General features: G+C 44.1%; 1 protein-coding gene and 1 pseudogene. Both read left to right on the forward strand.

Features of this window, described 5'->3' with window-relative positions:
• Positions 1–12 precede the first annotated feature (12 nt).
• Positions 13–5,817 carry an SDR family NAD(P)-dependent oxidoreductase gene (locus GOP56_RS04030; RefSeq protein WP_163244580.1) on the forward strand — a complete coding sequence of 1,935 codons (5,805 nt, stop codon included), beginning with the start codon at positions 13–15 and terminating at the stop codon, positions 5,815–5,817.
• 312 nt (positions 5,818–6,129) lie between these two features.
• Positions 6,130–17,187: pseudogene (locus GOP56_RS04035) on the forward strand (SDR family NAD(P)-dependent oxidoreductase); the annotation flags it as partial.

A 17,187-nucleotide genomic window follows, 5' to 3' on the forward strand; every position in this document is an offset into this window, starting at 1 on the left:
GAGGTAACTCTGATGAATTTTCAAGAGATTCTACGTGCATTGCAGGCTGGAGTGATCAATTCAGAAGATGCAAAAAAAATGATTACAGGTGTAGCGAAAACCACCGATTCAAGGCATCACTCAGCTTATTTAGATGAAAAAGCACATGGACCGAACGAGAAGGTTGCAACAAACGAACAGCACCTACATAAAGAAGTCGTTATGACAAAATCACATGGTCTTGTCTTATCGACTGTGCATAGCTTGGATGAGCTGTCTTTACAGGCATGGGATGTACCAGAGCCGGAGAAGGGAGAGGTGACTGTCCAAGTAAAAGCTTCGGCCATTAACTTTCCAGATACGATGTGTGTGAAGGGATTATATCCGACAATGCCGGATTATCCCTTCGTTCCCGGCTTTGAGGTGGCAGGAATCGTCACCAAGGTAGCCCAGGATGTAACGGAATTCCAAGTGGGTGATGAAATCATTGCCCTTACAGGAAAGCAATTGGGGGGACACGCCACTTATGTAAATGTTTCTGTAGCGAATGCCGTTCGCAAGCCGCGAAGTATTTCTTTTGAGGAGGCGTGTAGCTTACCAGTTGTCTTTTCCACCGTTTATCATGCATTTGAAACAGGGCAGCTTGGTTCAAAGGAGCATGTACTAATTCAAACGGCTACAGGGGGATGCGGTCTTGTGGCGCTTCAATTAGCCAATCTTAAAGGCTGTGTGTGTTACGGAACCTCCAGTAAATCAGAAAAATTAGAGATTTTAAAAAGAATTGGCGTTTCCCACGCTATCAATTATCGGACTACTGAGTTTGATCAGGAAATCAAAAAAATAACAAATGGGAATGGGATTGATGTTGTATTAAATATGCTGTCGGGTGAGTCTATTCAAAAGGGCTTAGATTGTTTGGGGCCATCTGGGCGATATGTAGAACTGGCTGTTCACGCATTAAAAACCAGTAAAAAATTGGATCTATCTAGACTAGTACAAAATCAAACCATCTACAGTGTTGATTTGCGTAGGTTAAGCGCTGCTAAAGGCTTTAATAAAGAGCTTCTCAATACGATGGTAACCCTTCTAGAAGCAGAAAAAATAGTTCCTATCGTATCAAGAGTCTATCCGCTTCGACAAATTGCTGAGGCATTGGAATATGTAGGGGAAGGTAAGCACATTGGTAAAGTTGTCATCAGTCATACGGCTGAAGATATGATGGATTATTCTGATCTTTTGATACGACGACTACAGCTACAAAAGGAAAAATCTGAAGACAGTTTATTTATACAACAAGAGAAAGCTGTCGTGAACCTGCAATCCATAAAAGCACAGCAGCACGAGGGAATTGCAGTTATTGGAATGTCCGGCCAATTTCCAAAATCAAAGAATATCAATGAATTTTGGAATAATCTAGCGCAGGGAAAGGATTGTGTGACAGAAATTCCACCCGAGCGTTGGTCGATAGAGGAGTATTACGATCCAGATGTGAATAGTCCTGGAAAAACCTATTGCAAGTGGATGGGTGCTTTAGACGATGTGGATAAATTCGACCCTTTGTTTTTTCATATTTCGCCTGTGGAAGCCGAATATATGGACCCCCAACAACGTTTGTTCTTAGAAAACAGTTGGAAATGCATTGAAGATGCTGGATTGAGTCCAGCCGCATTATCTGGTAGCCGTTGTGGAGTGTTTGTTGGATGTGGAACAACAGATTATGGCCGTTCTCAGGGGCAGCAGGAAATGAATGCTCAAAGCCTGATGGGAGCGTCTGTTTCGATTTTAAGCTCTCGAATTTCATATTTACTAAATCTAAAGGGACCTTGTTTGGCTATTGATACAGCTTGCTCTTCCTCGTTGGTTGCAATAGCGGAAGCATGCAATAGTCTTGCGCTTGGAAACTGCGACCTTGCACTTGCAGGCGGCGTCAGTGTGATGACCGGGCCATCCATGCACATTATGACCAGTAAAGCAGGCATGTTATCCAAGGATGGTCGTTGCTTTACTTTTGACAATCGTGCGAATGGATTCGTGCCTGGCGAAGGTGTAGGAGTTGTGCTCGTAAAACGCTTATCCGATGCGATTCGAGATAACGACCCGATTTACGGTGTGATTCGAGGATGGCGCATCAATCAGGACGGAAAAACCAATGGTATTACGGCGCCAAGTGTGAATTCACAAGTGAAGTTGGAGAAAGAGGTTTATGAAAGATACGGCATTCATCCTGGAAATATTTCCCTTATTGAAGCGCATGGAACCGGAACAAAGCTGGGCGATCCGATTGAAATGGAGGCACTTACAGAAGCGTTTCGTGCTTATACGAATAAACAGCATTACTGCGCGGTTGGATCGGTGAAAAGTAATATTGGACATCTGATGGCAGCGTCGGGTGTTTCTGGAGTCATCAAAGTATTGCTTGCCCTACAGCATCGTATGCTTCCACCGACGATTCATTTCGAGTCCTTAAATGAACATATATCATTGGAAAGAAGCCCTTTTTACATGAATACAAAGCTACAACCGTGGTCTACTCCTAACGATATTCCTAGATTGGCATGTGTTAGCTCCTTTGGCTTCAGTGGAACAAACGCCCATTTGGTAATAGAGGAGTACGTTGCCAAAACGCCTCGCCCCAATGTATCGGTCACAGCTAACAAGGATAAATTACTTCTGTTTCCTTGGTCTGCTAAAAACGGGGAGCAATTACATGAACAGGTTAAATTGATGAAAAGCTTTGTAGAACGTTCTGAAAACATTAGCTTAGAGGATGTTGCCTATACCCTACAGGTGGGGCGGGCTCCTATGGACTTTAGGCTGGCAATTGTAGCGAATTCAAAAGCAACGTTGATCACTGCGATGGAGGCATTTCTGAATGGCCGGACTTCTGTATCCATTTCGAAAGGACAAGTCATGAAGGGCAAGGAAGGATTGACCATTTTCGAAGAGGATGAGGAAGCCGCTGCTTTACTTACAGGCTGGCTTCAAAAAGGAAAGCTTAAAAAGATTGCGGATGTATGGGTAAAAGGGCTGACAATAGATTGGGATCAGCTAAACAGGAAAGCAGGGAGACGACGTATTCACCTTCCAACCTATCCTTTTGCAAGGGAAAGCTATTGGTTACATGAGAAAAAGCAAGAAAAGGAGTTCCCATCACAAGCTGTCATTCATCCTTTGTTGCAGCAGAATACCTCTCAGTTCGCAGAGCAGCGTTTTAGCTCCACCTTTACAGGTGAAGAGTTTTTCTTGAAAGATCATGTGGTATCGGGACAGAAGGTATTACCCGGAGTAGCCTATCTAGAGATGGTGAGGAAAGCAGTCGAGCAATCGATTGGAGATGTAGTCCAATCGGTCACACAAATCAGCTTTGCAGACGTAGTTTGGGCAAATCCTATTCGCGTGGGGGATGTACCTTTTAAGGTTCACGTAAGCCTTGTTCCAGAGGAAAATAATACGATCAAGTATTTTGTATACAGTAATCCAGTTACTGAATTAGATCGAGTCATACATGGTCAGGGAAAAGTTATTCTGCACCCTTACAAAGAAGGATCAGCCATGAATATCATAAAACTCCAAGCAGAATGTAGTCTACAAACGCTTTCATCAAAACAATGCTATGCCTCATTTGATCAACTAGGAATCCGTTATGGATCCAGCTTCAGGGGCGTAGAGAAAATTTATATGGGGCAAGGTAAATTACTTGCCAAACTGTGCCAACCGTCTTCGGTAACGAAGGGCGTTCACCCATTTGTTTTACATCCAAGCTTAATGGACTCAGCGCTTCAAGCGACTATCGGCTTTGCGTTACGAAGAGAAGAGGAAGATGCCATTCGCAAAGGTACTGCTATGAGGACATACCTGCCTTTTGCTCTGCAAAGTCTTGAAATATATGGGGAATGTACGCCGAATATGTGGGCCTTTATCCGTAGAAGCGATCAAGATGTAACAGATGATAGCCTGCAAAAATATGACGTTGATCTGTACGATGAAGAGGGAAATAGTAAGGTCAAAATATCGGGATTTACCACAAAAGCAGTCGGATCGAGTAGCAAATTAAATCTTACTCCCACCAGTGAAACAGGAAATGTCCTGAATGGAAAAATAAAGCTAACTCCTGTGTGGGATCGAGTAGTGCTGGAAGGACAAAAGCGATATACAGACGATTCGAAATCAGTCCTTATCGTTGGCGGCTCATTGGAGGACAAAAATCGAATGAAGCAGCTATATCAAGATGCATGCTTATTAGATTTTTCTTCTTCCATGACCATAGACGAGATTGCTAAGCAGTTAGAAGTGCATGAATCCATTGAGCATTTTATTTGGATGGCACCACATGGGAAAAGGCATTCCGTAACCAATCATGCCCTTATTGAGGAGCAAGAGCTAGGTGTATTACAGGTATTTAAAATCATGAAAGCCCTGCTTCGATTAGGCTACGGTAATAAAGAGATGCAGTGGAGTGTGATAACCATCCAAGCTCAGGCCATCAGAAAACAGGATGCGATTGATTCTACTCATGCTGGACTTCATGGGTTAATTGGCTCGATGGCGAAGGAATATCCGAACTGGAAGGTTAGGCTAATCGATCTTGAAGCAGATAAAGCTTGGCCGATCGAATCTATTGGTCATGTACCAATAGATTCGAACGGAAATGCTCTAGGGTATCGCGCTGGGCAATGGTATCGTCAGAGGCTGATACCGTGTGAGATTACCTCAACTGGTAGTTCATCTTATCGGAACGGAGGCGTTTATGTTGTCATAGGGGGAGCAGGTGGAATCGGTGAGGTATGGAGTGAATACATGATTCAAACATACCAAGCTCAGATTGTTTGGATTGGTCGACGAGGTATAGATGCTTCCATTCAAGCACGAATAGATAGACTTGCATCATTCGGACCAGCCCCTATTTATATGTCAGCTGACGCTACAGATCAGGATTCTTTACAGCAAGCTTACGAATCAATTAAATCACAGTATCAACGTATTCACGGAGTCATCCATTCAGCGATTGTACTGCTGGATCAGAGCATAGCGAATATGGACGAGGCTCGTTTTAGAAGTGGTTTAGCTGCCAAAGTGGATGTCAGTGTGCGGATGGCGCAAGTCTTCCAAAAGGAACCGCTCGATTTTGTGATATTTTTCTCATCTTTTAATTCCTTTCTTACATCTCCTGGGCAAAGCAATTACACATCTGGCTGCACGTTTACAGATGCCTTTGCACATCAGCTTGCAAGGGAGTGGCCTTGCGCAGTTAAGGTGATTAACTGGGGCTACTGGGGAAGTGTGGGGACAGTTGCTACTCAAAAACATCGCGAACGTATGGCTCGTGTTGGGATGGGTTCTATTGAACCACAGGAAGCGATGGAAGCGTTGGAGGCTCTGCTGGGAGGTAGTGTGGATCAGCTAGCATTTATCAAAACGACAAAGCCTTTGAAGATGAGTGGAATACGAGCGGATGAGAGTATTTTTTCCGTCCCTACACGGTCAGGTTCAATCATGGAACGAGTAAAAAGCCGTTTTACACAATCTCAATCCAGCTCTCCTTTTATCACTACAGAAGACATCCTAGTAACAGGAAAGGCCGATGCTAAGCTTTTACAACTCAATCGGCAGTTTTTGAGTACTACCGTGTCCAACATTCTGAAGGTGGATACGACGGAAATTGATATGGATGCTGAAATGACAGAGTATGGCTTAGACCTTTTAAAGCTGTCGCAGCTTGCCGATGCCATAAATCATGAATATAAGCTTGATTTGACACCTGGATGTTTGCTTGAACATGTGACTTTAACACAACTGGCAGACTTTCTTACTAGAAATCTACAAAAGTTCGTTCACTGATGTGAGTATAGAGGAGGCCTTCAAGTGAAGGGAATCGATGGGAGAGACTTACAAATAAAACGTCTTGATGAGCTTCTCTGCAAGCTACTGATCGTTCAATTGCAAAAAGTAGGTTTTTTTGTAAAGAGTAGAGAGGTCAAAGAGGAGCTCCATAAAAAGGTTGCATTGCATAGCTGGTATAATAAATGGCTCAAGGAGAGCATTAGGTTTTGCATCCAAAACCACTATGTGACCGATGATGGAGAACATTATGTCGTTCAGGCTAATTTTCCGACCGATTCTAATGAGGTGTGGAATGAATGGAATCATCAAAAGCAAGAGTGGCTACAGGATCCAAATGTTAGATCGCAGGTCATCTTGGTAGAAGCTACGTTGCGTTCATTGCCAGATATTGTAACAGGCAAAGTGCTTGCTACAGACATTATGTTTCCTCATTCCTCTATGGAGCTTGTTGAAGGTGTGTACAAGCATAATGATGTTGCAGACTATTTTAATGACATTCTCGCTGATTGTGTAGCTGTCTATGTAGAAGAACGGTTGGAACTTGATCCTTCTGCAAAGATACGCATTCTGGAAATCGGTGCAGGAACCGGGGGAACAACTGCCAGAGTATTGGGCAAACTGAAAGCTGTGCAAGCTCCTATCGAGGAGTATTGCTACACAGATATCTCGAAAGCCTTTCTGTTTCATGCGCAAAAAGAATATGGCCTTCACTATTCATTTTTGACCTACCAATTATTGAATGTAGAGGAGCCTATTTCAGATCAGGGGATTCATACGGGCTCGTATGATCTGGTCATTGCGACAAACGTACTGCACGCTACCAAAAATATTCGCTCTACGATTCGAAATGCCAAGGCTCTTTTACGGCAAAACGGGTTATTGCTGATCAATGAAATGAGCAGTAACCATTTATTTATCCACCTGACCTTTGGACTTTTGGAGGGCTGGTGGCTGTATGAGGATGAAGCACTTCGTATTCCGGGATGTCCTGGCCTATATCCAGAGGCTTGGAAAGCACTTTTGATAGAGGAAGGCTTTCAATCCGTCTTTTTTCCAGCAGAAGCCGAGCACGGAATCGGACAACAAATCATTGTTGCTGAAAGCGACGGAATTGTCAGATATAAACGCCCTACAGAAGCAAGTATTAGTCCAGCAAAGCATCAGATTAGTAAGCCTTCAGCAGAGCGTAAGAAAAGTCTACCTGCAACACAAGCAGTCGGGCAAGCAAGTATCCCACTGGAATTGCTGCGTGAAAAGAGCATAGAGGAGCTGAAAAAGCTAGTAGGTGAAACCTTGAAGCTTCCTTTCCATAAAATCGAATCCTCGGTATCTTTGGAATCATACGGTATTGACTCGATACTAGTTATTCAATTGACCGATCGCTTGCGTCAGGTATGTAAATCAGTATCGAGTACGTTGTTTTTTGAATACCCGACCATTGATGCCTTAGTTGATTATCTTATGGAGACAGAAAGAGAAGCGTTGATGTCCCTATCAGGTCTAAAAACATATCTACCAGAAGCTGAATCTCTTATTCCTGCGCAACCCTTAGCACAAGCAATAGATACTTCTCTTCAACTGATAAAACCCGATAGCAAGCGCTTTTGGAAGCCAGACGTCGAAGAGAAGCTTGAAGTAAAGAATCTACCTTCAGAAATACAAGACATTGCCATCATCGGTCTATCAGGCAGATATCCAGGAGCGGACAATGTAGAGCAATATTGGCAAAACCTGCGTACGGGGAAAAATTGTATTACCGAAATTCCTGAGAATCGTTGGGATTGGAAGGATTACTATGATGCCGAGAAAGGGAAAAAGGGGACTATCTATACGAAATGGGGAGGATTTATCGAAAATATAGACACCTTCGATCCTCTTTTCTTCCAAATCTCTCCGAAAGAAGCCGAACAAATGGACCCACAGGAGAGACTGTTTCTAGAGAGTGCCTATGCTAGTATTGAGGATTCAGGATATACACCAGATCAGTTAAGTGATAGTGGAAAAGTAGGAGTGTTCGTTGGTGTGATGAACGGAAACTATCCGACTGGCGCAAGTTACTGGTCGATTGCCAACCGGCTGTCCTATCTGATGAACTTTAAAGGACCGAGCTTGGCTGTAGATACAGCCTGCTCCTCTTCACTTACAGCAATCCATCTGGCTTTGGAAAGTCTCTACAGCGGAACCAGCGAGTGTGCGATCGCAGGTGGGGTCAATCTGGTTGTCGATCCAATCCATTATGTCAGGCTCTCAGCAATGACCATGCTATCTTCTACAGATCAATGTAAGTCGTTTGGAGATCAAGCAGATGGTTTTGTCGATGGTGAAGGTGTTGGAGCTGTTGTGCTAAAGCCGCTTCACAAAGCAATTGCGGATGGAGATCATATATACGGAGTTATTAAAGGTAGCATGCTAAATGCCGGGGGGAAAACGAATGGTTACACAGTTCCCAGTCCCTCTGCTCAATCACAATTAATCGCGGAAGCATTGAAACGTTCGAAGGTCCATCCTCGAATGGTAAGCTATCTCGAAGCACATGGCACGGGTACAACACTTGGCGATCCGATTGAGATCGAAGGGCTGACCAGAGCTTTTAGGTCGGATACGATGGATAACCAATTTTGCGCAATCGGTTCGGTAAAATCCAATATTGGACATTGTGAAAGCGCAGCAGGTATTGCAGGTTTGACTAAAATTCTGCTGCAAATGAAGCATGGGAAAATTGCACCGACTTTGCATGCCAACGCTTTGAACCCTAATATTCATTTTGAACAGACTCCATTTGTTGTCCAGCAAGAATTGTGTGAGTGGAAACGTCCCGTCATAGAACGGAATGGGGAGCTTCTGGAATGTCCTCGTATAGCAGGGATTTCATCCTTTGGGGCCGGGGGTGCTAATGCACATGTCGTGATTGAAGAATATCAGGAGACGCACACCCATACTTTTTCAGGATCAATGCATAAACCAGCGCTAATCGTACTATCCGCTAAAAATGAAGATCGATTAAGGGAACGGGCTAGACAGCTTGCGACAGTCATGCAAGCAGAATTATTCGATGATGAGGCTCTTCTGGATATCGCCTATACACTTCAGGTGGGACGACAGGCAATGGAAGCAAGATTGGCTTTTACAGCGGCATCGATTGGAGAAGTGAACCAAAAGCTGAATCGCTATTTGAAAGGAAGCATAGACGGCGCTGATATTTATAGTGGACAAGCGAAGCGAAATAAAGAGCCCCTGTTGGTACTAGGTGTAGACGAGGATATGCAAGGAACAATCGAGGCTTGGATCGCTAAAGGCAAGTACGGAAAGCTTTTAGAATTTTGGGTGAATGGGCTTGTGATGGATTGGAGTAAGCTTTACGGTGAAAGCAAGCCTCGTCGTATCAGCTTACCTACCTATCCTTTTGCTAAGGAACGCTACTGGATTGCAGCGCCAAAGGCTATAAAAAGGGACAGCCTGACAAAAGATGCAGCAGTTCATCCGCTTCTCCATCAAAATACCTCTGATTTATGGGAACAGCGCTACAGCTCATTCTTTACAGGAGAAGAGTTTTTCTTCAATGACCGGCTTTCGAGTGGGAAGCGGATGCTTTCACCAGTTGCCCTTTTGGAATTAGCAAGAGCGGCAGTAGAGCAATCTACGCCTCTTTGGATAGAGAATAAGAAAGGCTTCCGTGTTAAAAACATGTTGTGGTATAACCCGATTACTGTGGATGATTCGGGTGTAGCTCAGGTTAACATTGGGCTTTTCCCTACCGATGATACAGAGGTTACTTACGAAATTTATAGCGGCTCACAAGCATCCGCAAAAGAGCGTACCTTGTATGGAGAAGGAACAGCTTTACTTCAGGCGGTACAAGCTCCATTAGCTCTTGATCTGAACAGTATGAAGGCAGACTTTCAGCGTATTGAGGATTTTACAAGTATGCATGGTATGAAAGAAATATATACCAGACCAAAACAGGTATTAGCTAAGGTACATGTATCTGAGTCAATGAACGCTACGATAAATGAATTTGTCATCCATCCGTTCTTGCTTGAAGCCGTCCTACAATCAGCTCAACATTTAGATAGAAATAAGATTCATGCCAACAATGTACTTCCGTCTACACTTGAGGAACTTGAAGTGTATAGCAAATGCACACAAGATATGTGGGCGTGGATACGATACGGTGAAAATGAATTATCTGATGGAGAGATCAAGACTGTGGATATTGATCTGTGTGATCTGGATGGTACGGTTTGCGTTAGTATGAGAGGACTACGCTTACAGATATCGGATGAAATCCTAAGTGAGGCTTTGGAGGAAAAACAGAAGGCCACAGATTCACAACCATTTTTGGATGAGCCTTATGAAATCCTGACCTTTCAGGAAGGTTGGAGAGAACAGCCTATAGAGAAGCAACAGAAGCAATCTCTGAACACCATAGTTTGTTTTTTGACTGATCCCGTTCGCCAACGTTTCGTAACAGAAATGGCAGAGCGTATGAATTCAGAGGCAAAGCTTATTTTCATCTCACAGGATGCTGTCTACAGGAAACAAACTCGGCAAATCTATGCAGTGAATCGCAACGATCGTTCTCATTTTGAAGAGGCCTTTACGAGTATAAAAAATGATTTTGGCGCGATAGATGCCATCCTTTATTTATGGCCTTTAGAGGACGAGAGTTGTAGAAAAGACTATGCCAGCATTGTTTATATGGTGCAGGCTTTGGATAGCTCCAAGCTTAAAGCTGGCCGATTATTGCTGGGGGCAGCGTATAAGAATGATCTTGAACGCTGCCATGCAGAATCTTGGATTGGTTTTGAGCGTTCTCTAGGATTTATTTTAATGGACACTCAAATGTCAGTTGTCATTTATGCGGATGGGAATGCTGCCGGACAAACACTAGAACAGCATAGAATACAGATACTGTGGGCTGAGCTAGAAGGGGCCGATTGTAAGAATGTTCTGTATGCAGAAGGAAAAAGATATGTATGTGATATACAATCAACCCATCCACAAGTTGAAAAAAGCTTGATTGAACGTGGGCAAACCTACCTGATAACGGGTGGATTAGGCGGCCTTGGTATGCTCTTTGCGGAGTATCTAGCAAATACATACAATGCCAATCTAATATTGACAGGGCGATCTCAACTAGATCAAGCCAAGCAGGAGAAGCTTGCTAGACTGGAAGGTTTGGGAAGCAAGGTCTTTTATATTCAAGCTGATATTTGTAAGTTAGAATCCATGAAAAAAGGACTGGAGCAAGCAAAAGAATTTTTTGGTACCAACATAAAAGGTGTCATTCATGCCGCAGGTCTACAAAGTGATCGAAGCATATTAGAAAAAGATATGCTGAGCTTTTATGAGGTGCTTGAGCCGAAAATTGCGGGAACGAGTACTTTAGACGAATTGCTGAAAAAGAATGAACTTGATTTCATTTGTTTCTTTTCATCAGCCTCAGCCATTCTTGGAGACTTTGGCTCTTGTGATTATGCTGTTGGTAATCGTTTTCAAATGGCGTTCGCCGATTATTGGAACAAAGAGAGCCAAAAAGGACTTCGAAAGGGAAAAGCAGTTGTTATCAATTGGCCTTTTTGGAAAGATGGCGGAATGGATATCGGAGGAGACGAAAGTACGGTTATGTACTTAAAGTCTAGCGGTCAACGTGCTTTAGAATCAGAGCAAGGGATTGCACTGTTTGAACGCTTGCTTGCCCAGGCTAACACCCAGCATTTAGTGCTGTACGGACAACCAAACAGAGTGCAACGCTTTCTGAAGCATGTACAGGGAGGAAAAGAAGCTTCATTTAATAGCCAATCGATTGTTTCGGGGCGGGGCAGACGAGTGGAGATGAACGGATTTACTATCGAACAATGTCTGGAGTGGGATGTAAGAGAGAAAATCAGTCAAATCCTTAAAATTCCAAGAGATCGGATTGATAAGACAGATAACTTAGCTGATTATGGTTTTGATTCCATAAGCCTGACGGAGCTTGCAAAGGCTCTGACCAAGCATTTTGAGATTGAAATAACGCCAGCCTTATTTTTTGGTTATTCCACATTGGAGAAAATGATCCAATATTATCTGAAAGAGCATGTAGATCAGATAGAACAATTTTATCGAGAAGCCACTGCTAGCGATTCTGTACGGAAATCAATCCCAGCAGAGTCGACTGTGACAGCAAAGTCCAATCGAGAACAAGCTGGTAGAAAGCGTGAGTTCAGATCAACACGCTTCAGGGAAGAGAGAGCCTCAGCTAATCTTATAGAGCCTATTGCGGTCATTGGAATGAGTGGAAGGTTTCCTCAAGCAAGAAATATTGAGGAGATGTGGCAGATTGTAGTAGATGCCAAGGATACTATTCAATACCCTCCTGAGGAACGGCGCAGTTTAACTGAAGCTAAAATAGACCGGAAATGCGGCTGGGTTCCAGGGGTGGACGAGTTTGATCCTTTATTTTTTGAAATCTCCCCTCGGGAAGCAGAGCTGATGGATCCAAGGCAACGATTACTGCTTCAGGAAACCGTGAAAGCTTTAGAGGATGCAGGCTATGGGGAAAAGCAGATCAAGAATGGGAAGGTCGGAATGTTTGTTGGGGTTGAGGAAGGGGACTATCAGTTTGTTGTGAAAGAAGCTGGAACCATCACATCCAACCATAATGCGATTCTGGCATCACGTATCTCCTATTTCTTGAATTTCAATGGCCCGGTACTAGCGATTAATACGGCTTGTTCCTCGGGTCTTGTTGCTGTGCATCAGGCCTGCATGAGCCTGCGTAACAACGAATGCGAAACAGCTATCGCGGCAGGTGTAAGTCTTATGCTTTCCCCTGTATTTCTAGAGGGGATGAGCCGAGCTGGTATGCTGTCAAAAGACGGTAAATGCTTCGCTTTCGACAAGCGTGCGAATGGAATGGTTCCCGGGGAAGCTGTGACGGCTGTTGTACTGAAAAGATTATCCCAAGCTCAAGCTGATGGCGATCCGATCCATGCAGTAATTCAGGGAAGCGGCATTAACTATGATGGAAAAACCAACGGAATAACAGCACCAAGCTCAATTTCCCAAGCAAACCTATTACAATCCGTTTATGATCAATATCAGGTGGATCCAGAAGATATCGAATATATTGTTACTCACGGTACAGGCACAAAGCTAGGTGATCCAGTTGAAATTCATGCACTACAGGAGGCTTTTAAGAGATATACCAAAAAAGAAGAGTTTTGTGCACTTACCTCTACCAAAACGAATTTTGGACATTCGTTTGCAGCATCCGGATTAGTCAGCTTCATTAGCTTGATTCAGGCATTCCGCCATCAAATTATACCTGCGAGTCTTCATTTTGAACAGGAAAATGAATATATTCGCTGGAAGAACTCTCCTTTTTATGTCAATACCGAAAGCAGGGAGTGGACGGCTGCAAAAGGTAAAGCTCTAACTGGAGCCGTCAGTGCATTCGGTATGAGTGGAACGAATGTTCATATGGTTTTACAGCATTATCCTGATAAGTCAACGGGGTATGAAATGAAAAAGCCACCTTATCACATACTTGCTCTGTCAGCTAAAAGTGAAGAGGCTCTACAAGAAAAAATACGGGATATGATCCGTTTTCTTGAGGGAGAAGGGGCCAACATGAGCTTGCCGCAAATTAGCTATACCCTTCTAGAAGGACGACAACATTATCTTCACCGCTGTGCAATCGTGGTTCAAGATGTGGAAGATGCTTTAAACGCTTGGAGAATGCTAGTCGCGAGCAAGAAGGCTCCTCATGTTTTTCAGGGTAAGGTGTCGCGGGAATTTATTGCGCAAATGGCTATGGAGCGATTTATACAAGAACTGCTCAAACAAAGTGAAGCCCAGCATGAGCAAAAAACAAAATACCATGAAACGCTGCTTGCTTTGGCTGATTTTTACTGCCAAGGCTATCACATAGAGTGGGACAAGCTGTTTGGTAAAAACAAACCAACTCGTATCCATCTTCCTGCCTATCCATTTGCCCGTGAACATTACTGGGGGGCTTCTGTAGTTGCACAGTCAGCTAACAGCACAGCAACAACCCTTGATGCTCGCGAGTCCCATGCTTTGCCTAGCCCAGTGCGGCAGGAAAATCGTCTTTTGCAGAAACATTGGGAGCCATGCGAGCCGGTATTCTCTTCAGGAGATCGTAACGGCAGTATCGTTATCCTGACAACGAATCAAACAAGAGAATTAGCCATGGAAATTAGCAAACAGCTCCCTCGTAGCGAGATACGGGATGTGTGTGACCTTGATGTCATGGTCCTTCAGCAAAACGAGTGGGAATCCTATGCCGGTTGCATTGATTTAGTTGGTTGCTCAGGTGAACAGACACAATCACTATTAGGTATTTCATGGTTGCAGCAGCTCATTGACAAAGGCAACAAGAATGGCTTACTGCTCCTTGGGGTTACCAAAGGACTTGAAGCACTCCGCAACAATCACATTGAGCTGTCTGGAGCATGCCGAGCTGGATTATATCGAATGCTGCAAAGCGAGTATAGTCATGTTCGTTCACGCCACGTCGATCTTGAGGATAGTGAGGATACCCAACTGCTGGCTCAACATATTGCCGCAGAATGTAACACAATCGGTGAAGAATCCGAGATATGCTATCGGGATGGGCTACGGCTTCAGGCATGTCATGTGGAGGAAGAGGTTCCTTCAGAAAAATGGGACATGAAGCAATCATTAGATTTTCCACCCGACCAAGTGCTATTGATTACAGGTGGAACACGAGGGTTAGGGGCACTGTGTGCGAAACACTTTGTTGCTACCCATGGCGTCAAGAAATTGGTCTTAACCGGCAGAGAGACACTTCCTGCGCGAGAAAACTGGGATGATTATCTAGGGCAGGATACGTCTGTAGCAAAAAAAATACAAGTGGTCCGAGAATTAGAATCCCAAGGAGCATCGGTAAAGGTCCTTTCTGTTTCATTAACTGACCCAGAAGCTGTAAAGACCAGTATGATTGAAATTAAGAGTTCAATGGGACCTATCGGTGGAGTCATTCATTGTGCAGGAATTGGCGATCGAGATTATCCAGCCTTTATCCGAAAGCCTCTGGAACGAATTCAAGCGGTATTAGAGCCAAAGGTTGCTGGTCTTCAGGTGCTGTATGAATGCATTAAGAATGAGCCACTAGCATTTTTCCTATTATTTTCGTCCGTGTCTGCGGCGATTCCAGCACTTGCTTCAGGACAAAGTGACTATGCTATGGCTAATGCATATATGGATTATTTTGCTTGGGCAAAGAGACATGAGTGTCCGATTACAAGCATTCAATGGCCTAGCTGGAAAGAAACCGGTATGGGTGAGGTTAGAAGTATAGCCTACCAGCTTTCGGGACTGTATAGTCATACCGATGCACAAGGTCTGCGGTTACTAGATTTTGTGTTAGCGAACAAGCTGAATGCTGTTGTCCTTCCTGCAATGGTTAATCCAGATGTATGGAAGCTTGAGCATTCTATGCTGCGCAAGCTTCAGGGGCCAGCTACCGATAACGCGTCTGCTCGCGCTGTACCGATAGAAACAGGCCAAGCTTTGGGTCCGGTGCAGGAGGTAGCAAAAAACTGGTTACTTCAATTGTTTTCCAAGGAATTAAAAATAGATCAGGAAAAGCTAGAGACTAACATTCCGATACAGGATTACGGGGCCGATTCTATTATTTTAGCGCAATTAATGCGTTTGATTAGTCAAGAAGTGAATGAAGAGATAGATCCATCTATTCTGTATGAATATGCAACCATTGACGCGTTAGCGGGATGGCTGGCTAACACGTATAGTGACACCTTATCGCATAAATTTGGATCTACCTGGACTACTCCAAAAGCGTTAGATCAAAAGCCACAAGACGATTCATTTTCGGTATCACCAGCTCCGTTATCAGATTTGTCTGATAAAGAAGCTGATATTGCCGTAATAGGTCTATCATGCCGGTTGCCAGGGGCTAATCAGCTAGAAGAGTATTGGAGTCTTTTGGCAGAAGGAAGGAAAGCGATTAACTTTGTTCCAGAAGAACGCTGGGGCTATCAAAACCATTTTGTTGCAGGATTACTAAACACTGCCTCAGGGCTGGCTCACGCCTATTTCCATATTCCTGAAGAAGATGCTAAGGCAATGGACCCCCAAGCCCTAATGGTTTTAGAAGAGAGCCTCAAGACACTGTATCATGCTGGCTATACCCAAGATAATGTTAGGGGCAAGGCGATAGGAGTGTATCTTGGTGCACGTGCCCAGCATTGGCCTGATGAGGAACGACTTCGTCAAGCGAGAAACCCTATTGTGGCAGTAGGGCAAAATTATCTTGCTGCGAATATTTCGCAATTTTTCGACTTGCGGGGACCTAGTCTCGTGATAGATACTGCATGCTCGTCAGCATTGGTTGGCATGAATATGGGGATTCAAGCATTACTCAGTGGAGAAGTTGAAGCGGCCTTAGTAGGGGGAGTTAGCTTATTGAATGGAGATTTCTCCCATCGACTGTTTGAGCAAAGAGGCATTTTAAGCAAAGAGCCAGACTTCCATGTATTTGACCAGCGCGCCAGCGGGGTTGTTTTGGGAGAAGGAGCTGGCATGGTCTTGCTGAAGACGGTCAATCAGGCACAAAAAGACGGCGATCGCATTTATGCCGTGATTAAAGGAATTGCGATTAACAACGATGGCAGAACGGCAGGCCCTGCCACTCCAAACGTACACGCTCAAAAAGAAGTGATGCAACGGGCACTGGATAAGAGCGGTCGAGAGGCGAAGGATGTTGCATACATCGAAACAAACGCTTCTGGCTCAGAGGTCACCGATCTATTGGAATTGAAGGCCATCCAATCGGTATACCGTAGCAACAATACGCTTCCTTGCGCTTTGGGGTCAATGAAGCCAAATATCGGACATCCGTTAAGTGCTGAAGGAATCGCTAGTTTTATTAAAGTGGTGTTAATGCTCCAGAATCGCCGATTTGTCCCGTTTTTGTCGGGAGAACAGCCTATGAAACATTTTGATATGGAAAACTCCCCATTCTATTTCCATCGAAAGCTTACAGAATGGATAGGTTCTGTAAGAATGGCGGGAATAAATTGTTTTGGAGACGGTGGTACAAATGCTCACGTGCTGGTTGAAGCGTGGGAGGAAACAGAAGCCAGCCGTATAAAACGGTCTCCGATAGCTCCCCCCATTTTCATCAGTAAGAGGGAGCCTTCCGATTTGCCAAGAACAGAGACCAATGAGACAAATGAAAAACCGTCTGATGCTGAGATGAGTAAAGTGACAAAAAGCTCCTCTGTAGATAAACAACAAAGAAAGGGCAATATATGGAATTTGAATCAAGCCCAAAACGATCATCAAAGGAAAAGCACGTTTTGGAAACAGCACTAG

It is taken from the genome of Brevibacillus sp. 7WMA2, from assembly GCF_010748895.1.
GTDB lineage: Bacteria > Bacillota > Bacilli > Brevibacillales > Brevibacillaceae > Brevibacillus_B > Brevibacillus_B halotolerans.

Bases quoted from the DNA above. Each gene is read 5' to 3' on its own strand.
- GOP56_RS04030 (WP_163244580.1), top strand. From the start codon at position 13: ATGAATTTTCAAGAGATTCTACGTGCATTGCAGGCTGGAGTGATCAAT.